Here is a 25,304-nt window from a genome sequence, read left to right on the forward strand (position 1 = left end):
TCGGCAGCCTTGGCGCGAGTGGCGGTATCTCCAGCTGTCTGCACAGCACCTTTCGCTCAAACCGCGAAACGCCTGCAGCCGCTTGGCTGAGAACCTCTGGTTCGCAGGGCTCATCGTGCCGGCGGCACCGCTAATCGAGTAGCTGCTCGACCGCTTCATATTTCACACTTGGCTCCAAGCCGATACGAGGCGACCCGCTCGGCAGCGGGAACTGCCCGTCCATTGCACGCCCAGCCGCCACCACGGATTGGGCCCTCACCGGCAACTCCACTCGCGTAAACGTCTACGTCCGCACGTCCACACGCTCCCGGACCAAGGCAGCATCACGCCTACTCCGGGATGCTCTCCAAGAGAGGGAGGACCTCCGTGCCGAAGCCCCCAGGCGTGGAGTACGTCATAACCAAGCCCAGCCCGCCGTCGTGGTGGAAGAAGAACCGTCACCTGGTCCTGCTCGTCGTGGGCCTCCTTTTGGGTGCGTGGCTCGTCAGCGACCACGACAGCGCGGCCACGCCTTCCCCTGACCGGACAAGACCTGCCCACTCGACCGTGCCCGAACCGGGCAACAGCGAGCGCTGAGGTCACCCTCTGTTGCTGAGTGGCTCAACGCACTGGGACCTACCGACTCGGCTCACAGCCTGGGGAGTGGCGCTGACCGAGGGCTGCCCGTACGCCGGCCTGGTGTCTCCGCCGCCTTCGGCCGTTTGCGATGGCTCGCTCGACATCCCGCATCGCCGCGAGTACGGGTGACGGAAACATCCGGGTTTGGGACTTCTCTACAGGGGCGCTGCTGTGGAGCCAGGACGTTCACGCGGGCCGGCTGCGCCCGCTCGCTTTCGACAACAGCGGTGATCTCGTCGCTGCCTGTGGAGGCGACGGCTCCGTACGCGGGTGGCACGCCCTCACCGGGGAGTTTGTGAGCTGGTTCTCCAGCCCTAGCGGGTGGGCCCGCGCCGCCACAGTCGTCGGACCAGGGGGGCATCGTGTCGCGGTCGGTGCGGGAACCGGTGACATCGCGGTGCGGCAACTCGGCGCGGACAGGTTCACCTCCCACCTCGCCGGGCACACCGGCCGCATCCTTATGCTCGGCTTCACCGGCGACGAGACCGCCTGGTGTCAGCCGCGGCGGACGGGACAGTGCGTCTGTGGTCGCTCAGTGAGCAAAGCCAGATCGCTCAGGTCAGGGTGGACGCTTCCCTGCACTGCGCGGCCTTCGAACCCGTAACGGGAGAGGTGCTGGTCGGCAGTGCGGCGGGGGTAGTGGCCCTGAGGATCAAGGATTCGTGAGCGACAAGCGAAAGGCTTGGACACCATGGCAGAGAAGACGTCCCGCAGCTCGGACGACGGCGTGGGCAGCGGCTCCGCCCGTCTGGCCGCCGAACCGCACGCACCGGTCATCTTGAGCAACGAGCCCGGCTCGTTCGCCTGGGGTGTCCTGGCCAAGCGGCATCCGGCACTGATCCAGCAGGTACGAGACGCCTTTCCGTACGGTCCCCGCCAGCACGAGGCTCTCGATGCCTTGCTGGACGAGATCACCAACGGCGTGATCAAACCACTCGCTCCCTCGGAGCCCGACCACGGACAGTGGTCGGCCTGGGGACGAAAGCACTTCGGGCGATCGTGGTTCGACGCCCCGTTCCTGTGGGCGGAGAGCTACTTCTACCGCAGGCTCCTCGGCGCCACCGAATACTTCGGTACGAGCCCGTGGCAAGGGGTCGACCCCTTCGCCCCCTTCAAGAGGGCCGAGCTACGCGGCACGGCAGTGGACGAGGAGCTTCGGGCCCTGGACGCGCTCGCCGACGCACCGGCCGACGAGCGAGCCACAGCTCTGGTCCACGCCTCGCTCTGGGGTAACCGCGCGGACCTCGGCTTCCGCGTTACGGAGGGGGACGCAGCGGCCGGAGGTGCTAACGATGGGCTGGTCGCCGATGACAGCGCTGTGCTCTGGCAGCTCCTACCCGCCGGAGGCGGCGCTACGGTCGCCGTGGTGGCGGACAACGCGGGGCGGGAGCTGACCCCGGACCTGATCCTCATCGACCACCTCCTGCTGCACCGGCATGCCGAGCGGATCGTGCTCCACGTAAAGCCCTACCCGTACTACGTCTCCGACGCGATGACGGCCGACGTCGTCGACTGCCTGCGCCGCCTCGCTGAGGCGCCCGGTGAGGCGGGTGGGATCAGCGGGCGCCTCTGGGATGCTATGGCGATCGGGCGCTTGGAGATCCGCGCCCACCCGTTCTTCTGCGCGCCGCTGCCGTATGAGGACATGCCGGAGGACCTGCGAGAGGAGTTCGCGGCCGTCACGCTGACCATCCTGAAGGGCGACCTCAACTACCGGCGGCTGGTGGGCGACCGCCTGTGGGACGCGACGACGCCGTTCGCCGACTGCACGGCGTGCTTCCCCGGGGCCGTCGCGGCGTTTCGCACGCTCAAGTCCGACGTCATCGTGGGGCTGGAGCAGAAAGCGCTGGACGCTCTGGAGCAGTCAGGTGCGGCTTGGCGTACGAGCGGTACTCATGCCTTGATCCAAGTTCGGCCGTAGACGCGGCCGCCGCGCTGGGCCAGCGGCTCCTGGCCCTCTGTGCCCGGTCAACACCGACGAGCGGCACCGGTAGCTGGCCTGACGCCGGGTGCGCTGGTGCCGGGGACGGGGTGCTGCACGGTGGCCTGGGCGCGAGGGCCGGGGGCGTGGCGCTGGCCGAGGCGCTGGATGCGCCAGGTCAGGGCGCGGGCGGGGTTGCGGGCGTCGTCCAGGGTGCGTTGGCTGACAGCCTGGTCGAGGACGGTGTCCGCGTTGTGCCCTGCCTTCTCGGCCTCGGCGAGCACTGCGGCCAAGGCATCCCAGGCGGCGTCGTCAAGGATGCGCTCGGCGTAGGCGGGCACCGCCTTCTGGACGTACTGGGCGAGGCGATGCTTGGTCTGCAGGCTGGGCGCGTGGCGGGCGAGGCTGTCCAGCACCGGTGTGGCGATCTGCGCGTACGCGATCTGCAGGTGGAGGAGGGCCTGTTCGGCTGCCGCCTCCTGCTGGGCGTGCTGGCGGGTGCGGTGCCAGTGCCGGGCGAAGGCGACCGCAGTGAGCGCGGCGTCGATCAGCATCGCCAGGCCGGACCCGTCGCCCACGGCTGCGGGGTTGCGCCAGATCGCCTGGACGCTGCGGCGCAGAACGCGGGCACTGGCGTCGTCGGCGGCGATGCGGGAGCGGGTGGCGCGCTCGAACGCCGAGGCGGCCCGTTCCAGTTCGCCCCTCACCCCGGCCGGTGCAGTGAGCGGCAGCAAGTCCAAGGCGGCACCGAGTGCGACGAGCTGGCCCTGGGCGGCAGGATCGTCACCATGGATGAGGTGGTGGGGGATGCGTTCGGTGGCGGCCGTGGCCTGGTGCCACGGATCGCCCAGCGGGATGGGGACGGGCTCGTGGCTGGCGTGCGTGAGGCGCTGGCGGATCTTGGGCAGAGAGAGGTCGCCGGCGAGGGTGGAGCCCGCGTACCAGATGGGTTCGTCCTGCTTATTGACGTCGCCGGGCAGAGCGACGCTGTAGCCGATCACGTCGCCGGACGGCTCGGTCTTCGGGCGTACTTTCACGCCGGTCGCCCCCAGGAAGGCGAAGAACTCAGCTTCGCTGGAGGCGGCGGCCACCGCGCGGCGTACCCGCAGGCGCAGGATCTCGCGGGATGTGGCGTCCTGGCCCAGGCGCTTGGCCTTGAAGTGCTCTTTGCTGGTCGGGCGCTTGGCGGCGGTGCCATCGCCCGGCTTCAACCGCCGCAACCCGTAGTCGATTTCGATCCGGCGAGCCTCACGCTGGACGGCGCGTTGGTCGTAGCCGCGCTGGGGGCGTCGGCCGTCCTGGCGGACGAGGGTGGCGGCGATGTGGATGTGGTCGTCGGCGTGGCGCACGGCGACCCAGCGGCAGGCTTCCTCGTCCCCGTCGGGGGCGATGCCGGCGGCGGCCACGATGCGGCGGGCGATGTCTGCCCACTGGGCGTCGGTGAGGATGGGGTCCTCGGGTGCGGCGCGGACCGGGCAGTGCCACACGGTGTCCTTGGGCGCCTTGTCGCCGAGCATCTGCACGGGCTGGTCGAGCTGGGCGACAAGCTGCTTTTCCACCTCCTTCGGGTCGCGGTGGGGGCTGCGGCCGGGGTCAGGGGCGAAGCCGTTCCAAGACGCCACCAGATGCGGGTCGGTGTGCTCATTGGCCCGGCCCTTACCGAAGAGATATCCGATCGTGCGGCGGGTAGCCTCCGGACCCCTGCCAAGGATGATCTTGGGTATCACCGGCTCACCGGCCCTCTGTGACCTGGGCGACGGCTGCGTCCACGTCGGCGATCGACGCCTCGACGCGGTCCAGGAGCCGCTGGACGGTGTCGGGCTGGGGCCAGGCGCCGTCCTTGTTGAGGTGCCAGGTGAGCTGATTGAGGTTGTTGCCGATCTTGCCCAGTTGCCCGTTGGCGGCCATCAGCGCCTTGACCATGGCGCGATAGTCGGCGACCGCAGCGGTGGGGTCATTGGAGCGGGCGGCGGCCAGCGAGCACTCAGCCACATAGCCGCCGGGTTGCATGCGGCTCAGAGCGGCGGCGTTCTTCACGAGGTCGAACTCGTCATCGCTATAGCGGGGGTGGACGCGGTGCTCGCGCAGCTGCTTGTCACGCAGGCGGCGACGCGGTGCAGGCTGCTGCGGCGCGTTCGACGACGGCTCGCTTGTCCCTCCCTCGGTCGGCTCCCCCGGGCCGGCCGACTCCGGTGCCCCCTCGGCGCCGGAAGCCTCCGCCCCCTGTGGGGCGGAGGCCGGGTAAGGACTCCTTACCCGACAACTTGCTGCGCGTGTAACGGATGTGGTGATCGTCTGCTGCTGAGCTGCGACGGGTTCGTGGTGCGGGTCGTGCATGAGGTGGATCTCCGTGGGGTGCTGGTGTCGAGGGCCCCGCGCTGCCTCCCGAGGAGCTCGGGGGTGGGCCGTGAGGGTGAGGTGAACGTGGGGAATCAGGCGGCGTCGGCAGGCGCGTTGGGTTCGCCCTGCTGCTGGGCGGCGGCCTTGTCGAGTTCGTCGAGAGGCTCGCGTTCGAAGTCGTCGTACGCGGCGGACTTGGCCTGGCCGGTGCGTTCGGCCTTCAGCTGGTCGCGGACGACGCGGGCGCGTTTCTGGCCGATCCGTAGTTCGTCGCGCAGGCGCTCGGCGGTCAGCCTGTCGTCGCTCCAGTTGGAGGTCAGGAGTCGGGCCGCGTCGAGGATTTCGGCGTCGGTCCGGGTGCGGTCGGCGGTCGACTTGGCGGCGGGGATCCGACCGGTCGTTCGACGCGAGGCGGCTCCGGTCGACTCCGCCACGGCGGCCGACCGGGGCGGCCGGGCAGCAGGGGCGGGGGCCGACTCGTCGGCTGCGGTCGGCCCTGTCGCGGGCGCTTCGGCGACCTTCACGGGGGTCGACTCGGTCGGCTGGCCGGGGGCCGATTCACCCTGGTCAGACGTCGGCTGTGCGGTCTGCTCACTAGCCGACTCGTCAGCTTGCTGGCTGGCCGACCGGCCAGGGGCCGTTTCGGCTGGGTCAGCCGACTCGGGGGTGTGGTGCAGCACCTTCGCCACGAGGTCCGACCCGAAGTAGATCGACCCGACCGGGAGCGAGGTCGCCAGCAGCACCAGGGCCCAGTTCGCCGGGTCCCAGTCGGCCAGTTGGCCCCACCGGATCGACGAGGTGTGCAGGGCCGGAGCGAGGCCGTGCACGTAGTTCATAAGGAGGCTGGCGATCGTGTAGGTCGCCAGGACCCGCAGCGCGAACTTCCGGTCGGCCCCGGGCAGCACGAGCGTGGCGACCAGTGCGAGCGCCATCAGCCCGTCGACCACGATCGGATAGAGCAGGGCGGCGGTGGAGTCGGCGCCGATGGCGCGGGCCACGTCGGACAGCGCGTTCCACGAGACGCGGAAGGCCATGAGGACGACTGCCACCAGGCCGACGACCAGGGTGATGCGTCCGTTGCGGTTCACGCGACGCTCCCCAGTGGGGGCGGGCGCCCGGCGAGCATCGCCAGGATCGTCATGTTGGCGAGGGCCTTGTCGTCGGCGGCCGGAGCGGGCGGTAGCAGGGTCACTGCCTGCATAGGTGCTGTGGTTGCCGCGTATGGCTGTCGGTGCGCTCGGGGCAGGGAAGTGCAAGGCAGTGGGCTCCAGGCTGGAGAGGTGGGGCCTGTGGGGCGGGAGTGAGGGGCGTGCACGCGGGCCGTTCTGAAGAGGGCTCCGCGCGTGTACGCCTGGGCGCATGTACGGCGTGGACGCTCGCGTGATCGCTCCGCGCGCACCGGTAGGGATCCAGCCGACGGCGGTGAGGCATCGGACGGTGGCGTAGGAACGGGTCTGCTCGCCCCCTCCGGCAACGCCGTCGGCCTTGGTGGCCAGGTTGCTGTCGACGAGGCGGGTGAGGCGACGCCGGGGCGCAAGGGCTTGTTAATACCCGCGCGGGCCGGTGACCGTGCCGCGCCTGCGGTCGGGGCCTTCGAGGATGACGCGGCGGGTCATCTCGGCGAGGCGGGAGGCGACGCGGTCGCCGACGGCGGTGCGCAGGTCGGCGATGGGGAGGTTGGTGGTGATGAGGGTGGGCAGCTCGTGGACGTACTGATGGTCGATGAGTCGGTAGGTCAGCTCCTCGGTCCACTCCGATGCCTTGGCGGCGCCGAGGTCGTCGAGGAGCAGCAGCGGGCTGCGAGCCAGTTCCTGGAAGCGGCGTTCGCCGTCATGGCCCGGGCGCGGGCGCAGGGTGGCGTGCAGCTCAGCGGTGGTGATGGCCTCCCAGCGCAGCCGGACCCCGGCGCCGAGCAGCGAGCGGATGGCGCCGTACGCCTGGTAGGTCTTGCCGGTTCCGGTCGGGCCTGCGATCAGCAGCGAGGGGCCGTAGGCGATGCCCGGTGCGCCGCCTGGCCCCGGCCGTCCCGCGGCCGCGATCTCTTCGACCCAGGCCGACACGTGGTCATGGTCGGCCAGTGCGTCGCGGTAGCGGCGCGGGATGCGGGCGGCGGCCAGCTCCAGCGCGGTCACCGGCTCCGGCGACGGCGCCGCGTCGACCGCAGTGGCGGGGTCAATGTCGCGGGCGGCCAGGATCGCCTCCAGCTTGGCCATGGCGCCACCCAGTTGGCGTGGCTCGCGGGCAGAGATCGCAGAGGTCGCCGTGGTCACAGCTCACCCCCGTACGCGGCCTGCGCGTCGACCGGGTTGGCCCACGGCCGGTGCCCTGGGGACGTGTCGCTCGGCGCGGGCGGATTCATGGCCTCGTTGACCAGGCTCGGCAACACGCTGGGATGTAGGCCCTTGGCACGCAGTCGCTCGAGACCGGCGCGCACGTACGCCGCGTCGATGCCTTCGGCGAGCAGACGGGCGGTCTCCTTGCCGAGATGCCCCAGGAAGCCTGTGGGCGGCCGGTTGGCGCATGCGACGGCGTACTCGGCGATGAGCGCCTTGGCCGAGACGGACTCGGGTGCGGGGGCGCTCGCGCCCCCCACCGGAGGTGATCCTAGATCCAGGATCCTAGGTCCTAGATCCGGACCATGAGGGCTCACTGAGTCCTCAGTGAGCCCTCCCGGAATGTTCCGTGATCCCTCACTGAAACCCTCCTGAGCTGCGGTTTCGCCGCTCTTCATCGAAGGGTCCCGCAGAGGCGACTCCTCAGCGAGGACTCCGGGAGAGCTCAACGAAGGCTCCGTGAGTCCTGCGTGATGGCTCTCGGAGGGCTGCGTGTGCCGTCCGCCCTCTGGCGCGGGCAGGCGGGGCAGCGGCTGCCGCTGGGCCGATTGATCTTCTGGTGCTTGGCCCAGGTGACGATGTGCAGGTAGTTCTTGCCGTCGTGGCCTTCGTAGCGGCAGATCAGGCCGGCCCCGGCGAGCTGGGTGAGGTCGTCCTCGACCGCCAGCGGGCCGTGTTCGGGGCGCAGTGACCACAGGGCACCGGCGATGACGGCGGCTTGGTCGCGGAAGCGGCCGTGGTCGTCGGCCTGGGTGAGGAGCCCGAAGAAGGTCCGTTCCGCGGAGATCGAGACCTCGGCCAGCGACTCAGAGGTGAAGGCTTCCGGCTTGATGGTGCGTATCCGTGCCAAGGCAGGTGGGTGTCCTCACTCGGTGGCCGGGCGGTTGGGCAGGGCTCACCGTCGTTGGTCGGGGGTGGGGGAGAGGGGCGGTTCGTGACCTACGGCGTGGCGTGCGCCGCAGGCATCCGCGTATGCGGGGGTGTCGTCAACACAGCCACACCCCATCGCATAAGTCCACCCCCATCTCTCACGGCAGAAATGCCGTTGGAAATGAGGCGGGCGGCGCCCCGCCAAAACAGTAAGGCGCGATCCCCGGTCGCCGAAATCGACGGCACAATTAACCGAGCCAGAAGGATCACATTGCCGAACCGTTGACGCCCGCTGCCGGGGAAGCTACAACACAACACCGCACGTCAGAGCGAGGCTGGGCATTCCACCCCCGACCCCTGAATGCCCGAGTTGCCGGTTTGGGAATCGCGGCGGTGCTTTATAGCAGACGATCCCCGCTTAGCGAAACCGGAGAAGGCGAGCTACAAAAAACCCATGGCAGCCCGACCCCTTCAAATCGGTCCAGTAGGAATCCGGACCGCCCGAACCATCGAAATTCTCCGTACCGAGCGCGGACTTTCCCAACGCCAGCTCGCCGCCCGTGTGACCGCCCTTGGCCACCCGATGTCGAACACGGCGCTCTCCCGTATCGAACGCGCCCAGCGTCGCTGCGACATCGACGACCTCGCTGCCCTGGCCCAGGCCCTCCACGTCCCGCCCTTCGCCCTCCTGGAGGGCGACACCGCGCTGTGATCGCGGGCATTCCAACTCATGCCCCACAGCACCGCCTGCGTAAGGACCCCTCCCTCTTGCCCCAAGCCGCAATACCCGCCGCGCCCACGCCTGCTCCGCTCCGACCCGACGGCGGCTCCTCGCTGCCGCGCCTCTACGTCCCCGAGGAGATCGCCGACGTACTCGGCTGCTCGGCCTGGTGGGTCAAGGACCGCGCCCGCCGACGGCTCATCCCCTTCACGAGGGTCGGCCGTGCCTACCGCTTCACCGACGAGCACCTAGCGGAGATCATCCGCATGCACGAGACCCGCCCCGCAATTCCGCGGCAGCGAGCCGAAGCTCCTCCTGCGCCCAAGTCCCCCTCACCTCAGCCTTCTCCGTCGTCTGCCGCGTCCGCGGCTCGCCTGCGCGCCCGGCCACCACGCCGAGCCCGTCAGAGCCAGTTCGGGCCAGCCGCCTAGCCGACGACACGGGAAGGGGAGGAATCCGTGGGTTTCGCGGAGAAGCGCGGAAACTACTGGCGCGGCCGATACAAGATCGCGCCCGGCAAGCACCTCACGGTCGCCGACGACAACGGCAAGGCGATCAAGTTCGCCACCAAGGGCGAGGCCCAGCGTGCCGCGAGTGAGGCGGAGAACAAGTACCGGCGCGGAGACTGGCGCGACCCGGCACTCGGCCAGGAGACCTTCGGCGAGTACGCGAGTCGTTGGTACGCCGCCCAGGACCTGGCCGCCTCGACGATGCAGAACTACAAGCGCCACATCGAGGAGCACCTGCTCGCCGACTTCGAGGACAAGGCGCTTGCCGGCATCCTGCGCACCGATGTCGACCTGTGGGAGAAGAAGGAGAAGGCCGTCTACGCGGCCTCCAGCGTTAAGACTTGGCGCTCGACGCTCCACCTGATCTTCGAGGATGCAATCGACGAGGGCCTGATCACCTCGAACCCGGCCGCCAGACGGCGCGGACGCGGCAAGCGCGCCGGCCGTTCCCGTGACCGTGGTCCGGAGAAGGTCGTCACCGACCCGCTCGGCATCCTGCTGACCGCCGAGCGCGCAGCTCTGCTCTCCGGCCGCGACGACGAGTTCGTCGCCGTGGTCCTCAAGGGGTACACCGGCATGCGCTGGGGCGAAATCGTCGGCTTGGAGACGGAGTTCGCCCGCCCCGGCTCCGTCCGCGTCGAGTGGCAGCTGTACGAACTCGACACCGGCGAGCTGGTGCGCTGCCCACCCAAGGACGACAGCTACCGCACCATCGACGCGATGGGCTGGCTGTCGGCCCTGGTCGCCAACCACATCGCCCGCACGAAGCCGAAGCCCTGCCCGTGCCACGGAAAGACCTACGTCTTCCGTGGCCAGGGCGCGGCCCGCACCGGCGGCCACCAGGGTGCGAAGCTCGTCGACGTCGCACGCCGTGCCGAAGTCTCCACGGGCACGGTGTCCAACGTCCTCAACCACCCCGACCGCGTCACCGAAGCCAAGCGGATGAGGGTGGAGCGGGCCGTCGCGGACCTTGGGTTCGTGCGGGGCGGCGCGGTGTCGCAGCAAGCAGCCCACTGGCGCCGAAACGGCTTCGCGACGTGGCTGTTCACCCCGGCTGTCTCCGGCTGGTACCCGAAGAAGGCACCGCAGGAAGCCCGTCCAGTACCGCTGCTCGGCGAGCCCTGGCCCGGCGTCCCGGCCCGAGGACGCGGAGCCAGCGACCGGGCCGACGCCTGCTGGCTCCCGATCGCCAAGGGCCTCACACCCCACGGTCTCCGCCACACCCACCGGACCGTGATGGAGGATCTCGGCACTGAGAAGGTCCTCATGGACGAACGCATGGGACACATCGATGGCTCCGTCTCGGCACGCTACGCACACGTCACCCCAGGTATGCGCAAGCGACTCATGCTCGGACTGACCGAGCAGTGGGAGATGGCCCTCGGCGCCCGTCTGGCGATGAGCCCCACGTCACCGGTGCGCGTACTCAGTGATCTTCTGCGACGCACACAGTACGTCCCATTTGCCTGAGGAGTCTCAACAAGGAGGAAAGCCACTCGCTGGCAGCCAGCCGGGAGCCGGATCTCGGAGTCTGCACCCCGGGTGGCTCCTAAACGGGGCATACAGCAAGTTGGGACCGGTGTGATCTATCAGCACCGGTCCCAACTTGGTGTTTCACTGTCAGGGAGGAGGATTTGAACAACGACCTCTTACCGGTCAGTCCAGGACTGTCTCCTGGGATTCGTCGGATTCCGGGTCGTCGCCCTCTGGCACATGGTTCTCCACGGTCCTGCGCCGCAGGTTCTCCACGTCAGTCAGGATGCCGACCAGCAGTTTGTGTAGGTCGTCCAGCTGGTCCACCGGGACGATCGGGGTGTGGTCCCCGACTTCCGGCTCCAGGGCGTGCAGATGGTCGAGGGCGTCCCGGGCGCCCTGCACCCCGAGGTGGAGGGCCTTGCGGTGCGCGGCGGCGCGCTGGCTGGGAGGTGGCGGAGCGTCTTCGGCGCGGGGAGCCGGGACGGGGACGGTGGGCAGAGCTTCCTCGGCCCCCTGAGCAGCGCCGTCCTGGAATAGCGCCGTCACCGGGTCCGTGGTGATGGGCACCTCGCCGGAAGAGGCACTGGTGGAGACGCCGCCGTCTACCAGCACCGTTTCACCGTTCGCCGAGGGCGCCGCCGGAACCTGCACCGGCGCCGGACCGGTGACCGTCGACGAGGGTACGGCCTGTGCCGCGCGCTCCGGGGCCGAGGCCGCGACGACGTCCCACTCGTACAGTGGCATCGGCACGCCATTGGCGTCGCGAGCGATGCGGTCTGGGGCATTGAGGTCGACTTTGAAGTACACGTACGGCGGCTCGGCGGACATGGCCGACTCCCTGCCGGTCAGGCTCTGCCTGGGCACGGAGTTCTGTGGGAGGTCGTCACTGCGGAACGTGTTAGCGGCCAGCGCGAGAGTCCACAGGCCGAGTTCGTTCGTCGGCCGTGAGAGTCCCTCGATGACCTTGTTCACGTCCGACCGGAAAGGGACACCGCCCTTCTCCTTCTTGGCCCCCAGCGATGAGCCGACGTTCCTGGTTAGCAGCTTGTCGGCGATCAAGGCGACACCGCCGGCCACAGCCAGGGTTCGGCGGGCGTCGTCGTCGCCGTTCATCGCCGGTGCGATCAGCGCGGTGAAGTCGTCGATGGGCTGTGGAGTCCAGCCCTGGGTGACGTCGTTCGACAGCACACCACCGTTGTTCCACGCGTTTCGCGCTTGCTTGGTGACGAGCTTCTTCTTCGCACGCCAGGGCAGGTCGATGATCGGACCGAGCAGTTCCCCGAACCCCTTCATACTCATACGCTGGCCGCCCTTGATGGCCTTGGCTTGGTCCTTGAGAAGCTCCAGGAGATCTGGTTGTGTCAGGGCGCTGACCAGGTAGACGGCACGCCACAAGGCGGTCCCGGGTGGTGCCGGATCGCCCCCGAAGACCTGCGGAAGCTCGGCCACGGGAATGCGGCCGACGGCAAGGCCGTACACCGCCTGGAGATCGGCCGTGTTCCAACGCGGGTCGCCCTGCTGGATGATCCGCTTCAGGGCCCGGGTGATGACCTCGACGTTCTGGGCCGCCGCGTCCCACTGCTTGAACTCGACGTGTACCGAGGCCAGTACTGAACGAATGGCGTCATCAAAGATGTCCTCGGGAGACAGCACTCGGCCCTCATGTCCCTCAACCCCGACGGCGATCTGCGCCGGAACGACGTAGGACTGGGCGATCTGAGCGGCCCGAAGCCCGGGTGTCGTCCCCTTCATCTCATCGTGGAATTCTTGCCGAAGTTCCTGCCGCCACCGAGTTCGGCTGGCGGCTAGCCGCTCCCCGAGACCGGGCCCTGCGGCCGTCCCCGCCGCGGAAGCGCTGCCGAGCAGTGCGTCGGTCGCCAGGGTGGCCACCTCGGCGGGGTCGGCACCGTGCCCGGCTAGTACCGCCCAGGCGCTGGCGAGTCGGGTGATGCCGTCACGGACGACGAGAACGTGGATCGGCTCCGCGCCGTCCTCGAAGGCGATCTCGACGGGGTGGGTGATCAGGTTGCGGGTGACGGAGCGCGTGAGGATGGAAGTGGCGTAGCTGTTGAGCGACAGCGTCGCGTGGATGGTCTGCCACACGTGGTTCCGCAGGTGGGCGGGGTTCTCGTAGCGGTACTGCACGATCGCACCGGGACGGCCCTCATGGGTGATCCCGTGCACCTGCGGGTCGGGTACCTCCGAGACCTCCATGCCGGTACGAGGCTGGGGACCAGGAAACAACTCGCTGAGCAGGACACGGGTGACAACCGACAGCAGCGTCGCCCCTTCGACGTTCTCGACCATTAGGAGGCCCGTGGGCTCATCCTGCGTCGGGCGAAGCTGAACTGCCAATGCTTCGGGCCAAGTTGTCGCACGAGCTATGGCTCCCCATGCAGTGTCCGGCAGCCAGGTGCTCGGATTGGCCCGGCCCGCTGCGGTCACCGCCGCGACATGGCTGTCCGCTGAGTCGGCAGGGAGGTGGGGCGAGACGTTGGTTACCCGGATCGTGTCCGTTCCCCAGGGGACGTCGATGGATAGGGCAGCAGGCTTGTCGGTGGTCATGGGCGCAGATCTCCAATGTGTGGTCCGAAGTGGCCTGGCGGTCATCACGAAGGGCGGCGAGCCGCACTGAACTCGCCGCTCAGGTCGTTATGCCGGGAGTGCTCCCGATACATCGTCATCTGCCCAGGGCAACTCTGGTGGGAGCCAGGTCGGCCTGCAGCTCATGTGCGGGTAGCACCGGTGTTGATAAGCGGCGTAGGCCCCGAGCTTTGCGGGTGTCAGGAACAGCTCGACCTCGGCCGCACGACAGGGAAGAGCCCTCAAGGCGGGTGATTCTGGAGGCAGGGGTTCAAGATCCGGGCCGTCCGCCGTAAGGCGGAACCAGGCAATCCCTCGGCTGGTGTGGATGAGGGCCAGCCCCGAGGGTCGTCCGGCGAGTCGAGTGCACAACCAGTCGAGCACCTCCTGATCGGCCTGCCTGGAGTGTCGCTTTGGCATGTGGGCGATGAGCGGCTTGGGGAACTCGGCCAGTACCTCGGTGAATTGTCTGGCGTACTGGCGACCCAGTGCCTGCGCAGCTTTGGCGCTGGTGGCCCTCATGCGGAGACGCCATTCCCTCTTGACGAGTCTGCTCGGATGTGGTAACCGCCCTGCTGCATGAATGCGGAGACGGTCACCGAGAAGAGCGTTCCATCTATGTCGGTACCTGGGAATCTCTGCTCCTGTCAGTTCAAGCACGCATATGGTCCGAAGCGGCAGCCGTCCGGAGGTGCCGACGATGAAGACGGGTTCCTCGCGCGGGGCGCGTATCTCTTCAGCGTCACTCATCTACAACTCCTGACGGTGCCGGTGCCGGTGCCCTGCGGGCATGTGACGTGGCGTCACCAGCGCGCTTGGCGGGCCCCGTTGGAACCACCGTACGGACGGGCCGCAGGTGCGCGCAGTCGTTTTTAGCTCGAAGCCCACGCTAGATGCGGTAGATGCGCTCATTGATGTACGCGACATGCAGGAATCAGGCGTGTCGCTTCTACGCAACTTCAGCTCAAGTTGCTCTTGGCTCGCGGGTAGTTGTCGAACACTTGGGGGAGAGGACTCATCCCGAGCTTGTCCAGGTGTGCCAGGGCGGCGGCGGCGTCGGCAACTTCGCCGAGGATGCTGTCGCGTTGAATGACCCACACGAACTCGTTCTCGGATGTCGGCAGCGTCCGCGGCAGGGTGGAGAGCCCGATCCTCTCGAACTCTTCGCTGATCTGTGTGCACAACTCAGAGCTGAGCCGGGCTCGTTCCGGCGCAGCATGTTTCTTGATGAAGTGCATGGACAAGCGCTTGATGCCGTGGTCAACCTCGACCGCGTGCTTGATAATTGTGAAGTCCATAACTCAGTAGCTTACTGAGTTAATAAGGGAAAGCCAGGATCTGCCTCACTGGAGGGGCTGATCCTGGCCAACCGCTCGTGCAGAGGTGAGATAGCTCGGGAGCCTCGCTGGCTGTTCCGGGCAGTCGAGGGGGCTGGTTCGACGTGGCACCACCCCCTAGCGGATGTCGTTCATGTCACCCACGACCCGCCACCGTGCGTCGTCGGTCGTACGCGCCGGAAGTGGCAGCGCAGTAACCCGATCGGCTACGCGGACTGGTTCCGGCGGCTCGCAATTGTCCCGTCAGATCCTGGAGAAGCGGCACGTCAACGTCGCGGACGTCCACTAGGCCAGTCCGCAGTCCGCTTCAGCGTGCTGTGTAGGTCCTCATATGACACTGCGTGATCATGTTCGCGGAGGAGCGCGACAGCCGGCCCTCGTCCATCCTCATTGCCGCCCTTTCGCACACGATCCTGCCGTGAGCCGCGGAGTGGCTCCTCTCCTCCTTACGGAACTGTGGCGGGTCATGGGCGCTGGCGGCGGTCGCCACTGCGCCGTGCCACAGCTCGCTGAGCCCGACGAAGGCGATAAGCCGTTCTGCCGGGCAGCGCGTGCCCATCAGAGCCTGATCCTGCGGAGCGGTACCAGGAGCCAGATCCGAACTCGGCTCCCAAATGGCTCCCAAACCGGCCCCCACAACGACTCAGGGGCCCGACCCGCGATGCGGATCAAGCCCCTGACCTGGTACTTCACTGTCGGGGTGGCGGGATTTGAACCCACGACCTCTTCGTCCCGAACGAAGCGCGCTGCCAAGCTGCGCTACACCCCGATGTCGTTGCTCCACCGCCCCGCATTGCTGCAGGCCCGTGGCGACATCGATTACTTTAGCGGACCGGCGGCCTGAGACGAAATCCGGTTTTCGGGGCCCCGTGGTTCGGGGCGGACGCGGTCCAGGGTGGTGGTCAGGAGGGCCAGGGCGTAGAAGGCCGCGCCAAAGGTGAGCGCGTTGCCAAGGACGCCGGGGTAGCCGTGGGCGTCGACGTCCAGGAACGGGTAGGGGTAGCGGGCCGGGAAGGCCGGGGGCATCAGGGCGCCGCGGGTGAGGGCGAAGGCCAGGTAGGCGACGGGGTAGAGCAGCCAGAGGGCCGCGTGGCGGGGGCGTAGGCCGCCCGGCCTGGTCAGGAGCAGCCAGTCGAGGGTCACGCCGACCGGCGTCACGGTGTGCAGGAGCTGGTTGGAGTACGAGTGCCAGCCGGCCATGGACCCCGCGTCCCCCGTCATGGAGAAGCCGCCGGGGCCGTTCGCCAGGACCAGGTGGTAGACGAGGCCCGTCGTCGCGATGAAGAGGAGCGTGCCGCCGGTCACCCAGGGCGGCAGCGGGCGGTGGCCCCGCCAGGCCCGCCGTGCGGAGAGGCCGAGGACCACCGCCACCAGCAGGTTGCTCTGGATGGTGAAGTAGCTGAGGACGCGTAGCGGGTTGCTGCCGGTGACCAGGGCGATCGTGATTCCGGTCAGCGCGGCGAGGGCGATCAGTGCGCGCAGGGCGGCCGCGGCGGGGCGGCGTACGGGGGGTACGACCGCCTCCGCCGGGACACCCGAGGCGCTGGATATGCCCGAGGTAGTCGGATCGATCATGTTCCCCACGGTAGGGGCACGGCCGTCAGCAGCGTTGCCTCCAGGGCGTGGCCCCCGGCCCTGTGCAGCCCGGACCGCCCGATCTACGGCTCCCGGCCTCGTTGAGCCAGGACCTCCGATCTACGGCTCCCGGCCTCGTCAAGCCCGTACCGCCCGATCTACGGCTCTCGCCTCACCCTCGCCGCGGCGCCAACGTCAGCAGCGTCGCCTCCGGCGGGCACGCGAACCGCATCGGGGTGTAGCGGTTCGCGCCGCAGCCCGCCGAGACGTGCATGTACGACGTTTTCCCCTCCGCCTGGTGGGTCGAGAGGCCCTTCACGCGGTCCGTGTCCAGGTCGCAGTTGGTGACCAGCGCGCCGTAGAAGGGGATGCAGAGCTGCCCGCCGTGGGTGTGGCCGGCCAGGATCAGCGGGTAGCCGTCCGCCGTGAACGCGTCCAGGGAGCGCAGGTACGGCGCGTGCACGATGCCCATCGAGAAGTCGGCGCCGGAGTCCGGACCGCCCGCCACGCGCGCGTACCGGTCGCGTTTGATGTGCGGGTCGTCCACGCCGGTGAGCCCGATCTCGTAACCGTCGATCTTCAGCGAGCCCCGCGTGTTCGTGAGGTTCACCCAGCCCGCGGCGTCGAACCCGTCGCGCAGGTCCTCCCAGGGGTTGTGGATGACGCCGACCGCGGGGGCGTTGCCGTTCAGGCCGTGCTTGCCCTGGACCTTCTCGACCAGGTAGCGGGCGGGGTTGCGCGGCTTCGGGCCGTAGTAGTCGTTCGAGCCGAAGACGTACGCCCCGGGGAACTCCATCAGCGGGCCGAGCGCGTCCAGCGTCTCCGGTACGCCCTCGGGGTCGGAGAGGTTGTCACCCGTGTTGATCACGAAGTCGGGGCGCAGGCCCGCGAGCGACCGCAGCCACCGCTGCTTCTTGCGTTGACCGGAAACCATGTGGATGTCGGAGACCTGGAGGACCCGCAAGGGGCGCATCCCCGGCGGCAGTACGGGCACCGTGACCCGCCTCAGCCGGAACGAACGGGCCTCGAAGCCCACCGAGTAGGCGAGACCGGCCGCGACCGTCGCCGTGATGCCCAGGGGTACTGCGTAGTGCGCGCGCATCCTCCCATCGTGTCAGACGCCGCCCGGTCCGAAACGGGAGGGCAGCCGCGGGCAACCGGCCCGCAGCCGGGGGAAATCGGCGGGCGGGAAACCGTCCGCACCTGCCACAATCAACCCATGACCACGCTCAAGTCGAAGCTTCAGGAAGACCTCACGGCCGCGATCCGGGGGCGTGACGAGCTGCGCTCCTCGACGCTCCGGCTGACCCTCACCGCCATCACGAAGGAGGAGGTCGCGGGCACGCAGGCGCGCGAGCTCTCCGACGACGACGTGCAGAAGGTGATCGCCCGCGAGGCGAAGAAGCGCCGCGAGGCCGCCGAGGCCTTCGGGCAGGCCGGGCGTACCGAGCAGGCGGACCGGGAGAAGGCGGAGGGCGAGATCCTCGCCGAGTATCTGCCGAAGCAGCTCTCCGACGACGAGCTCCAGGCGATCGTCGCCCAGGCGGTCGAGGAGGCCAAGGCTGCCGGCGCCGAGGGCCCGCGCGCCATGGGCCAGGTCATGAAGATCGTGAACCCGAAGGTCGCGGGCCTGGCCGAGGGCGGCCGCGTCGCCGCCACGGTCAAGAAGCACCTCGCGGGCTGAGAACGGGCAGCGGGCTGATCCCTGACCGTGGGTAATGGGCTGGCCCCTCGCCGCGGGTCGCTGTGGGCCGAGCCCCGGCCGCGGGCAACGGGCCGCCCCGTGGCCGCGATCACCGCTGCGGGCTCAGCCCTGGCCGCGGGCATCGCTGCGGGCTCAGCCCTGGCCGCGGGCATCGCTGTGGGCCGAGCCCTGGCCGCGGGCAACGGGCCGCCCCCTGGCCGCGATCACCGCTGCGGGCCGAGTCTTGGCCGGTACCACCGGGCCGGCCCCTGACCGCGACCACCGGACCGAGCCCCGGCCGCGAGCCCCGCTCCAGGCCACGCCCCGCCCCTACCTTCCGCCGCCCACCACCCCCGACGCACCTGCGGCCCTACGACGACGAGGGCGCCCCCACCACAGGGGGCGCCCTCATTCTCGTATCTCCGCGGAAGCCTTGCTCCACGGAAGCCTTCGCTCCACGAACGTCCGGCCTACGCAGCTACCTGCTCACCTACGGGGCCAACCCCCGCCGATCCCGCCGCCGAACCCACCGCCACCGCCATTGCCATTGCCATGGCCACCGCCCAGCATGTCCGGCGGGATAGTGATCTCCGGCCACGGGTTGCCACCACCGCCGCCCCCACCGTGACCGCCACCACCGCCCCCACCGCCACCACCCGGCTTGTTGTCGTGGTTGCCGCCGTCGCCGTCGCCGCCGTCGCCGCCGTCCGCGTCATGGTCGCCGCCCCTGCCCTTGTCCCGCCCGGGAAGCTGCACCGAGGTGAAGCCGGGCGCCGGCTTGCCCGCCAGGGCGCCGCTCATCGCGTCGCGCCAGATCGGGCCCGGCACCTCGCCACCGTAGACCTTGCCGTACGGGACGCCACCGATGGTGATGTCGACCATCCGCCGCTTGTGCTGCGGGTCGCCGACCCAGACCGCGCCTGACATGTTCGGGGTGTAGCCCACGAACCAGGCGGCGTAGCGGTAGTCGGTCGTACCCGTCTTGCCCGCGCTCGGCCGGGAGCCGAGACCGGCCTGCTTGCCCGTGCCGTCCTCGACCACGCCCCGCAGCAAGGTGTTCATCGTGTCCGCGGTCTTCTCCGACATCGCCCGCGAGCACGCCGACTTCGGCACCTGCAACGACTTGCCGCCGAGCGTCGTGATCGACTCGATGGCGATCGGCGAGCAGTACGTGCCGCGCGAGGCGAAAGTGGCGTACGCCGACGCCATCGTCAGCGGCGACATCTCCTGCGTGCCCAGCGCGATCGACGGCGCCTGGGCCAGCTCCCCGCCATCGGCGCGCTCGACGCCCATCTTGGCGGCCAGCTTCGTCACCGGGCAGATGCCGACGTCGCCGATCAGCTGCACGTAGTAGGTGTTGACCGATTTGGCGGTCGCTTCCTTCATGCCGTACGGGCCGACCTCGGACTCGTTCTCGTTGGTGAGCGTCTCGTTGTTGACGTTCACCCAGTCCTTGCCACTACAGGTCGAGACCCGCTGCGGATACGGCATCTCGTACGGGGACGAGTAACTCTGCCCCGGCGACTTGCCGCCCTCCAGCGCCGCCGCCGCGACGATCGGCTTGAACGTCGAGCCCGGCTGGTAGCCCGCCCCGCCGCCCATGTCGTCGTCCACGGAGAGGTTGATCGTGGTCTCGTCCTTCTGGAAACCGTAGGGCCGCGACTGCCCCATGCCGAGGATCTTGCCCGTCCCCGGCTCGACGATGGTGGCGGCGGTCGCCACCTCGTCGCCCTTGTTCACGTGGTCCTTGATCGACGCCTGCACCGAATCCTGCGTCTGCGGGTCGAGCGTCGTACGGATCTTCAGGCCCCCGCGGTTCCAGATCTTGGCCCGCTCTTCCTTCGTCTTGCCGAAGACCGGATCGCTGAGGAAGACCTCGCGTACGTAGTCACAGAAGAAGCCGGCGCCGCTGACCGCGGTGATGCAGCCGTTCTTGGGGCGGCTCACCTTCAGGCCGAGGTCCGACTTCTTGGCCTCGTCGGCCTCCTGCTGCGAGATGTCGTGCGTGTCGGCCATGCGCTGGAGCACGACGTTGCGCCGCTGGGTGGCCTCCGTCGCGTCGTTGACCGGGTCGTACCGGCTGGGCGACTGCACGATGCCGGCGAGGAGCGCGGCCTCCTCGAGCTTCAGGTCCTTGGCGGGCTTGGAGAAGTAGCGCTGGGACGCGGCCTCGACGCCGTACGCCTGCTGACCGAAGTAGGTGATGTTCAGGTAGTTCTTGAGGATGCGCTTCTTGCCGAGCTTGTCCTCGACCTGGATCGCGTACTTCAGCTCGCGGATCTTGCGGCCCAGCGTCTGCTGCGTGGCCTCGGCGACCTTCGTCGGGTCGTCGCCCGCCTCCTCGACGAAGACGTTCTTCACGTACTGCTGAGTGAGCGTCGACGCGCCCTGGGAGACGCCGCCGCTCTGCGCGTTCTGGTTGAGGGCGCGCAGGATGCCCTTGAGGTCGACCGCGCCGTGCTCGTAGAAGCGGGCGTCCTCGATCGCGACGATCGCCTTCTGCATGTACGGCGAGATGTCCTTCAGGGGCACCACCGTGCGGTCACGCGAGTAGACCGTGGCGATGTGGCCACCCTTGTTGTCCAGGATGCTGGTGCGCTGGCTGAGCGGCGGCTGCTTGAGGTTGGCGGGGATCTCGTCGAACCCCTCGACCGAACCCTTGGCCGCTAGGCCCAGCGCGCCGGCCGCGGGCAGGGCGATCCCGGCCAGCACCGCACCCGCCAGCACGCTGACACCGAGGAATTTCGCGGCCTGCTGAATAGGTGACAGACCACCGCCCGAGCGCTTCTTTCCCATGGGGGCACCCTAATCCGTCGTCAAGGGCGTTCCGAGGGACCGAGTGATCATCGGAATGTTCGAGTGCCGGATCGTGACATCCGCGGCTGCGACTGTGTCTGCGACTGCGACTGCGACTGTGTCTGCGACTGCGACTGCGACTGCGACTGCCGCCGTGACCGTGACCGCCACTGCGCCGTGACCGCCACCGTGACCGTGACCGCCGCCGCGCCGTACCGCGTCGGCGTCGGGGGCCGGCGTCCCGAATCGCCGGACAGGCCGCAATGCCTTGGCCTAAGCTGGTGCCAACTGTCACAGCAGTGGGGTGCGGCGACAAGCCCTCCGGCACTTCCGGACCCGACGGATTTATGCCGACCTGATGTCCGACTTCGCCTTATGTGGCGTCGAGTGTCCGTTGTGACTCAACTGAACTGCCCGCCTTTGTCGGGTACCTCACATATGTCGCCAGCTCACTCCGTCGGGTGATCTGCCGCTTACGCATAGTCCGTTCGGGCCATTCAAGATTGGGCCCGAAGGGGGTGTTGCGCTGTGCCTACCTTCCGTAACGTCCTCAACTGGCGGCGGTGAATATGCCGCTGCCGCCGTGGGGGAGCCTCGATTCGGGAGAGGACGGCGCCGGTATGGGCTGGGTAACCGACTGGAGTGCGCAGGCGGCCTGCCGCACTACCGATCCAGATGAACTGTTCGTTCAAGGAGCAGCGCAGAACAGGGCCAAGGCGGTGTGCACCGGATGCCCGGTGCGGACCGAGTGCCTGGCCGACGCGCTCGACAACCGCGTCGAGTTCGGCGTGTGGGGTGGCATGACGGAGCGTGAGCGCCGCGCACTGCTGCGCAGGCGCCCCACCGTCACCTCATGGCGCAGGCTCCTGGAGACAGCGCGCTCCGAGTACGAGCGCGGTGCGGGCCTGCTGCCCGTGGACTTGGAGGACGAGGAGACGTACGAGAGCTACGCCGCGGTGGGTTAACGCGCCGACCCGCTCGCGTAGTCGCGTAGCGCCCCGGCCCGCTCGGGCAGAGCCCCGGTGCGCCCGCGTAGCGCCCCGGTATGCCCGCGTGGTTCGGCAGCTAGCCCGCGTGGCGCCCAGGTGGCTCGCACGGCACGGCGGTCAGCCCGCCAACCGGTCCCCAATGGCCCGGAGCCCGGCGAGGTCGTGCACATCTCCCGGCAGCGCGGCCACTTCCGCCACCGCCACCTCGGGGTGGAGCGCGGTGAAGCGGTCACGCGTGTGCTGTTCACGCGCCAGCAGCCGCATGCGTTCGGCGTGCAGCCGCAGCAACCCCGCGGTCAATTGCTCGACAGACGGTTCGGATGTACCGGCCAGCTCGGATGTACTGGCCAGGTCGGACGTGCCGGGTGGCTCGGACGTGCCGGGTGGCTCAGACGTGCCGGATGGCTCGGATGTACCGGTCGGTTCGGACGTTCCGGATGTGCCGGCCGGCTCGGACGGTGTGGTCTCGTGAGGAGCCTCGGAGGGCGCCGATGTCTCCGAAGTCGCGGGAGTCTCAAGGGAGTTACGAACTCCAACCTTCCCGCCCCCCTGATCCACAATGCCGCTCTCTTCAAGATTTTCCGCGGCGGCAAGCGCCCGCTCGGCCGACAACTGAGCGGCGCCGCTGCCGTGCACGCGGTTCAGCACCAGACCGGCCAGCGGCATGTCGTCGGCCGCCAGACGCTCCACGAAGTACGCGGCCTCCCGCAGCGCGTCCCGCTCCGGCGAGGCCACCACGAGGAACGCCGTGCCCGGTGCCTGCAACAGCCGGTACGTGGCGTCCGCCCGCGTGCGGAAGCCGCCGAACATGGTGTCCATCGCCGCCACGAACGTCTGTACGTCACGCAGCAGCGGCCCGCCGAGCAGCTTGCCCAGGGCCCCCGTCATCATCGACATGCCGACGTTCAGGAACTTCATTCCGGCCCGGCCGCCCACCTTCGCCGGCGCCATGAGCAGCCGGATCAGCTTGCCGTCCAGGAAGGACCCGAGCCGCTTGGGCGCGTCCAGGAAGTCCAGCGCCGAGCGCGAGGGCGGCGTGTCGACGACGATCAGGTCCCACTCGTCCCGCGAGCGCAGCTGCCCCAGCTTCTCCATCGCCATGTACTCCTGCGTGCCCGCGAAGCCCGCCGAGAGCGACTGATAGAAGGGGTTGGCGAGGATCGCGGCCGCCCGCTCCTTGTCCGCGTGCGCCTCGACGATCTCGTCGAAGGTCCGCTTCATGTCGAGCATCATGGCGTGCAGTTCGCCAGCACCAGCGCCAGCACCAGCGCCAGCGCCAGCTCCGTCGCAAGCGCCATTGCCACCGCCGTCACCGTCGCAAGCGCCATCGCCATCGCCTTCAATGCCCTTGACCCGTCGCGGCACGTTGTCGAGCTGGTCGATGCCCATGGACTGGGCGAGCCTGCGCGCCGGGTCGATGGTGAGGACGACCACCTTGCGGCCCCGCTCGGCCGCGCGCAGGCCTATGGCGGCCGCCGTGGTCGTCTTGCCGACGCCTCCGGAGCCGCAGCACACCACGATGCGGGTCTTCGGGTCGTCGATCAGAGCGTCGACGTCCAGCGCGCGGCTGGCGTCGAGGGGCCGGGCAGAGTCAGAGGCGGCCGCCGGGTCCAGGACGCCTGCCGAGTCCGAGGCGCGCAGCGAGTCCGAGGCGCCTGTCGAGTCCGAGGTCCGTGCCGGTTCCGGGGTCATGCGATCCCTTGCTTCCGCAGTGCCGTGGCGAGCTCGTACAGGCCCGCGAGGTCCATTCCGCCCGCCAGCAGCGGGAGTTCGTGCAGCGGCTGGCCGAACTCCGACAGCACGTCCCGCTGGTCGCGCTCCAGGGCGTACCGCTCGGCGTACTCCGCGGCCTGCTCCAGGAGCGGGTCGACCAGCCGCTCGGCGTTCCCGCCCCGCCGGGCCCCGCCGAGCCCCGCGGCCGACAGCGACCTGGCGATGGCCGTACGAGGCATCCGCTCCAGGCCCAGCTCCAGCTCGGCCTCGTCGAGCAGGGCGGGACGCACCATGTTCACGATGACCCGCCCCACCGGCAGCCGCGCGGCTCGCAGCTCGGCGATGCCGTCCGCGGTCTCCTGGACGGGCATCTCCTCCAGCAGCGTGACCAAGTGCACGGCGGTCTCGGGCGACTTGAGGACCCGCATCACGGCCTGCGCCTGGTTGTGTATGGGCCCGATCTTCGCGAGCCCGGCGACTTCGTCGTTGACGTTCAGGAAGCGGGTGATCCGTCCCGTCGGCGGGGCGTCCATGACGACGCAGTCGTACGCGTACCGCCCGCTTTTGTCTTTTCTGCGTACCGCCTCGCAGGCCTTGCCGGTCAGCAGGACATCCCGCAGACCGGGTGCGATGGTGGTCGCGAAGTCGATGGCGCCGAGCTTCTTCAGCGCCCGGCCGGCGCCCCCCAGTTTGTAGAACATCTGGAGGTAGTCGAGCAGCGCCAGCTCGGGGTCGATGGCGAGGGCGTACACCTCCCCGCCCCCGGGAGCGACGGCGATCTTCCGCTCCTCATAAGGCAGCGCCTCCGTCTCGAAGAGCTGCGCGATGCCCTGCCTGCCCTCGACCTCGACGAGGAGGGTGCGTTTCCCCTCCGTCGCGAGGGCGAGCGCGAGGGCGGCGGCCACCGTGGTCTTGCCGGTACCGCCCTTGCCACTGACGACCTGGAGCCTGCTCACACTTGTGAGCCTAACCAGTCACCGCCGGGCCTACGCAGGAGCCCACCCTGACTGTTCCCTGAAGCCGACCCTGAGCATTCCCTGATGCCCAGGCCTAGGTTCCCTGACGCCCAGGTCGAGGTCCCCTGGCGCCCACGCCGAGCGTTCCGTGATGCCCAACCTGAGCATCCCCTGACAGCGACTACAGTCGGCCATATGACCAAGTGGGAATACGCAACCGTGCCTCTGCTCGTCCACGCCACGAAGCAGATTCTGGACACCTGGGGCGAGGACGGCTGGGAGCTGGTCCAGGTCGTGCCCGGGCCGAACAACCCCGAGCAGCTGGTGGCCTACCTGAAGCGCGAGAAGCAGGCATGAGCGGGCAAGTCGAGGCGCGCCTCGCCGAGCTCGGCCTGACGCTGCCCGCCGTCGTGCCGCCGCTCGCCTCGTACCAGCCGGCCGTCCAGTCCGGCGTGTACGTCTACACCGCGGGGCAGCTCCCGATGGTGGACGGCAAGCTCGCCGTGACCGGGAAGGTCGGTGCCGAGGTCACCCCGGAGGAGGCCAAGGACCTGGCCCGCACCTGCGCGCTGAACGGCCTGGCCGCGGTGAAGTCCGTCGCCGGTGACCTCGACCGCATCGCGCGTGTCGTGAAGGTCGTCGGCTTCGTGGCCTCCGCCCAGGACTTCACGGGCCAGCCCGGCGTGATCAACGGCGCGAGCGAACTGCTCGGCGAGGTGCTCGGCGACAAGGGCGTGCACGCCCGCAGCGCGGTGGGTGTCGCCGTGCTGCCGCTGGACGCGCCGGTCGAGGTCGAGTTCCAGGTGGAGCTGACCGAGGCGTGAGGCCGGCCGGGCCCCCATGGGCGCTCGATTGCCGCCTCTCGAACATCAGCTCACCAAGG

General features: G+C 69.1%; 22 protein-coding genes and 1 tRNA gene. 9 read left to right on the plus strand and 14 right to left on the minus strand.

Annotation, left to right across the window (positions count from 1 at the left end; translation table 11 throughout):
- Window positions 1-366: 366 nt before the first annotated feature.
- Window positions 367-576, plus strand: coding sequence for a hypothetical protein (locus tag ACOBQB_RS30155; protein ID WP_225882038.1), 210 nt, complete (start codon window positions 367-369; stop codon window positions 574-576).
- A gap of 733 nt (window positions 577-1,309) precedes the next feature.
- Window positions 1,310-2,539 (plus strand): damage-control phosphatase ARMT1 family protein, encoded by a 1,230-nt coding sequence (locus ACOBQB_RS30160; RefSeq protein WP_423596112.1) that lies wholly within the window; start codon window positions 1,310-1,312, stop codon window positions 2,537-2,539.
- A gap of 47 nt (window positions 2,540-2,586) precedes the next feature.
- On the opposite strand, the gene ACOBQB_RS30165 is transcribed toward ACOBQB_RS30160, so the two are convergent.
- The 6 genes from ACOBQB_RS30165 to ACOBQB_RS30190 all read right to left on the minus strand — a co-directional run bounded on the left by ACOBQB_RS30165 (window position 2,587) and on the right by ACOBQB_RS30190 (window position 8,062).
- Window positions 2,587-4,266, minus strand: a complete 1,680-nt coding sequence (locus ACOBQB_RS30165; protein ID WP_423596114.1) for a mobilization protein — start codon at window positions 4,264-4,266, stop codon at window positions 2,587-2,589.
- A 4-nt stretch (window positions 4,267-4,270) separates the two neighbouring features.
- Window positions 4,271-4,642 carry a plasmid mobilization protein gene (locus ACOBQB_RS30170; RefSeq protein WP_423598849.1) on the minus strand — a complete coding sequence of 124 codons (372 nt, stop codon included), beginning with the start codon at window positions 4,640-4,642 and terminating at the stop codon, window positions 4,271-4,273.
- 329 nt (window positions 4,643-4,971) lie between these two features.
- Window positions 4,972-5,967, minus strand: a complete 996-nt coding sequence (locus ACOBQB_RS30175; RefSeq protein WP_423596116.1) for a DUF2637 domain-containing protein — start codon at window positions 5,965-5,967, stop codon at window positions 4,972-4,974.
- 456 nt (window positions 5,968-6,423) lie between these two features.
- Window positions 6,424-7,092, minus strand: a complete 669-nt coding sequence (locus ACOBQB_RS30180; RefSeq protein WP_423596118.1) for an ATP-binding protein — start codon at window positions 7,090-7,092, stop codon at window positions 6,424-6,426.
- Between the two features lie 53 nt (window positions 7,093-7,145).
- On the minus strand, window positions 7,146-7,472 hold the full coding sequence (locus tag ACOBQB_RS30185) for a hypothetical protein (protein WP_423596120.1): 327 nt from the start codon (window positions 7,470-7,472) through the stop codon (window positions 7,146-7,148).
- A 185-nt stretch (window positions 7,473-7,657) separates the two neighbouring features.
- Complete coding sequence (locus tag ACOBQB_RS30190) at window positions 7,658-8,062, minus strand: hypothetical protein (RefSeq protein ID WP_423596122.1); 405 nt, start codon at window positions 8,060-8,062, stop codon at window positions 7,658-7,660.
- Window positions 8,063-8,536: 474 nt separating this feature from the next.
- Between ACOBQB_RS30190 and ACOBQB_RS30195 the strand changes: the two genes are divergently transcribed.
- From ACOBQB_RS30195 to ACOBQB_RS30205, 3 genes are read left to right on the plus strand one after another with little or no spacing between them, the layout of a single operon-like run.
- Entirely contained in the window at window positions 8,537-8,794 is a 258-nt protein-coding gene (locus tag ACOBQB_RS30195; protein WP_030561284.1) for a helix-turn-helix domain-containing protein, read from the plus strand.
- 56 nt (window positions 8,795-8,850) lie between these two features.
- Window positions 8,851-9,234 carry a DNA-binding protein gene (locus ACOBQB_RS30200; protein WP_423596124.1) on the plus strand — a complete coding sequence of 128 codons (384 nt, stop codon included), beginning with the start codon at window positions 8,851-8,853 and terminating at the stop codon, window positions 9,232-9,234.
- Window positions 9,235-9,261: 27 nt separating this feature from the next.
- Window positions 9,262-10,782 carry a LacI family DNA-binding transcriptional regulator gene (locus tag ACOBQB_RS30205; protein ID WP_423596126.1) on the plus strand — a complete coding sequence of 507 codons (1,521 nt, stop codon included), beginning with the start codon at window positions 9,262-9,264 and terminating at the stop codon, window positions 10,780-10,782.
- A 186-nt stretch (window positions 10,783-10,968) separates the two neighbouring features.
- Here the strand turns inward: ACOBQB_RS30205 and ACOBQB_RS30210 are convergent, their stop codons facing one another.
- From ACOBQB_RS30210 to ACOBQB_RS30230, 5 genes are all read right to left on the minus strand, one after another.
- Window positions 10,969-13,353, minus strand: coding sequence for a hypothetical protein (locus ACOBQB_RS30210; protein ID WP_423596128.1), 2,385 nt, complete (start codon window positions 13,351-13,353; stop codon window positions 10,969-10,971).
- 977 nt (window positions 13,354-14,330) lie between these two features.
- The gene (locus ACOBQB_RS30215; protein WP_423596130.1) at window positions 14,331-14,669 is read right to left on the minus strand and encodes a hypothetical protein; all 339 of its coding nucleotides are present in this window, start codon (window positions 14,667-14,669) and stop codon (window positions 14,331-14,333) included.
- Window positions 14,670-15,403: 734 nt separating this feature from the next.
- Window positions 15,404-15,477: transfer RNA gene (locus ACOBQB_RS30220), tRNA-Pro, on the minus strand.
- A gap of 50 nt (window positions 15,478-15,527) precedes the next feature.
- Window positions 15,528-16,283 carry a Pr6Pr family membrane protein gene (locus tag ACOBQB_RS30225; RefSeq protein ID WP_423596132.1) on the minus strand — a complete coding sequence of 252 codons (756 nt, stop codon included), beginning with the start codon at window positions 16,281-16,283 and terminating at the stop codon, window positions 15,528-15,530.
- Window positions 16,284-16,455: 172 nt separating this feature from the next.
- Window positions 16,456-17,385, minus strand: a complete 930-nt coding sequence (locus ACOBQB_RS30230; RefSeq protein WP_423596134.1) for a metallophosphoesterase — start codon at window positions 17,383-17,385, stop codon at window positions 16,456-16,458.
- A gap of 117 nt (window positions 17,386-17,502) precedes the next feature.
- Between ACOBQB_RS30230 and ACOBQB_RS30235 the strand changes: the two genes are divergently transcribed.
- Window positions 17,503-17,967 (plus strand): GatB/YqeY domain-containing protein, encoded by a 465-nt coding sequence (locus tag ACOBQB_RS30235; RefSeq protein WP_423596136.1) that lies wholly within the window; start codon window positions 17,503-17,505, stop codon window positions 17,965-17,967.
- 486 nt (window positions 17,968-18,453) lie between these two features.
- On the opposite strand, the gene ACOBQB_RS30240 is transcribed toward ACOBQB_RS30235, so the two are convergent.
- The gene (locus ACOBQB_RS30240; protein ID WP_423596138.1) at window positions 18,454-20,763 is read right to left on the minus strand and encodes a transglycosylase domain-containing protein; all 2,310 of its coding nucleotides are present in this window, start codon (window positions 20,761-20,763) and stop codon (window positions 18,454-18,456) included.
- A 620-nt stretch (window positions 20,764-21,383) separates the two neighbouring features.
- Here ACOBQB_RS30240 and ACOBQB_RS30245 point away from each other — a divergent pair.
- The gene (locus tag ACOBQB_RS30245; protein ID WP_030782081.1) at window positions 21,384-21,728 is read left to right on the plus strand and encodes a WhiB family transcriptional regulator; all 345 of its coding nucleotides are present in this window, start codon (window positions 21,384-21,386) and stop codon (window positions 21,726-21,728) included.
- 141 nt (window positions 21,729-21,869) lie between these two features.
- Here ACOBQB_RS30245 and ACOBQB_RS30250 read toward each other — a convergent pair whose 3' ends face one another.
- Complete coding sequence (locus tag ACOBQB_RS30250) at window positions 21,870-23,444, minus strand: ArsA-related P-loop ATPase (protein WP_423596140.1); 1,575 nt, start codon at window positions 23,442-23,444, stop codon at window positions 21,870-21,872.
- Window positions 23,441-24,421, minus strand: a complete 981-nt coding sequence (locus tag ACOBQB_RS30255) for an ArsA family ATPase (RefSeq protein ID WP_423596142.1) — start codon at window positions 24,419-24,421, stop codon at window positions 23,441-23,443. The genes ACOBQB_RS30250 and ACOBQB_RS30255 overlap by 4 nt, the downstream gene beginning before the upstream one ends.
- 195 nt (window positions 24,422-24,616) lie before the next feature.
- Here ACOBQB_RS30255 and ACOBQB_RS30260 point away from each other — a divergent pair, with 195 nt between their 5' ends.
- The gene (locus tag ACOBQB_RS30260) at window positions 24,617-24,778 is read left to right on the plus strand and encodes a DUF4177 domain-containing protein (RefSeq protein ID WP_003975360.1); all 162 of its coding nucleotides are present in this window, start codon (window positions 24,617-24,619) and stop codon (window positions 24,776-24,778) included.
- Window positions 24,775-25,245: a RidA family protein gene (locus ACOBQB_RS30265; protein ID WP_423596145.1), complete on the plus strand. Its 471-nt coding sequence runs from the start codon at window positions 24,775-24,777 to the stop codon at window positions 25,243-25,245. The genes ACOBQB_RS30260 and ACOBQB_RS30265 overlap by 4 nt, the downstream gene beginning before the upstream one ends.
- Window positions 25,246-25,304: the final 59 nt, after the last annotated feature.

The sequence above is a fragment of the Streptomyces sp. G5(2025) genome (assembly GCF_049542075.1).
In the GTDB taxonomy this organism is placed as follows: Bacteria; Actinomycetota; Actinomycetes; order Streptomycetales; family Streptomycetaceae; genus Streptomyces.

Excerpts from the sequence above, each read along its gene's own strand:
- ACOBQB_RS30195 (WP_030561284.1), top strand. The coding sequence starts at position 8,537 with ATGGCAGCCCGACCCCTTCAAATCGGTCCAGTAGGAATCCGGACCGCC.
- ACOBQB_RS30160 (WP_423596112.1), top strand. The coding sequence starts at position 1,310 with ATGGCAGAGAAGACGTCCCGCAGCTCGGACGACGGCGTGGGCAGCGGC.
- ACOBQB_RS30265 (WP_423596145.1), top strand. The coding sequence starts at position 24,775 with ATGAGCGGGCAAGTCGAGGCGCGCCTCGCCGAGCTCGGCCTGACGCTG.
- ACOBQB_RS30235 (WP_423596136.1), top strand. The coding sequence starts at position 17,503 with ATGACCACGCTCAAGTCGAAGCTTCAGGAAGACCTCACGGCCGCGATC.
- ACOBQB_RS30250 (WP_423596140.1), bottom strand. The coding sequence starts at position 23,444 with ATGACCCCGGAACCGGCACGGACCTCGGACTCGACAGGCGCCTCGGAC.
- ACOBQB_RS30210 (WP_423596128.1), bottom strand. The coding sequence starts at position 13,353 with ATGACCACCGACAAGCCTGCTGCCCTATCCATCGACGTCCCCTGGGGA.
- ACOBQB_RS30215 (WP_423596130.1), bottom strand. The coding sequence starts at position 14,669 with ATGGACTTCACAATTATCAAGCACGCGGTCGAGGTTGACCACGGCATC.
- ACOBQB_RS30225 (WP_423596132.1), bottom strand. The coding sequence starts at position 16,283 with ATGATCGATCCGACTACCTCGGGCATATCCAGCGCCTCGGGTGTCCCG.
- ACOBQB_RS30240 (WP_423596138.1), bottom strand. The coding sequence starts at position 20,763 with ATGGGAAAGAAGCGCTCGGGCGGTGGTCTGTCACCTATTCAGCAGGCC.
- ACOBQB_RS30245 (WP_030782081.1), top strand. The coding sequence starts at position 21,384 with ATGGGCTGGGTAACCGACTGGAGTGCGCAGGCGGCCTGCCGCACTACC.
- ACOBQB_RS30180 (WP_423596118.1), bottom strand. The coding sequence starts at position 7,092 with ATGGCCAAGCTGGAGGCGATCCTGGCCGCCCGCGACATTGACCCCGCC.
- ACOBQB_RS30230 (WP_423596134.1), bottom strand. The coding sequence starts at position 17,385 with ATGCGCGCGCACTACGCAGTACCCCTGGGCATCACGGCGACGGTCGCG.
- ACOBQB_RS30260 (WP_003975360.1), top strand. The coding sequence starts at position 24,617 with ATGACCAAGTGGGAATACGCAACCGTGCCTCTGCTCGTCCACGCCACG.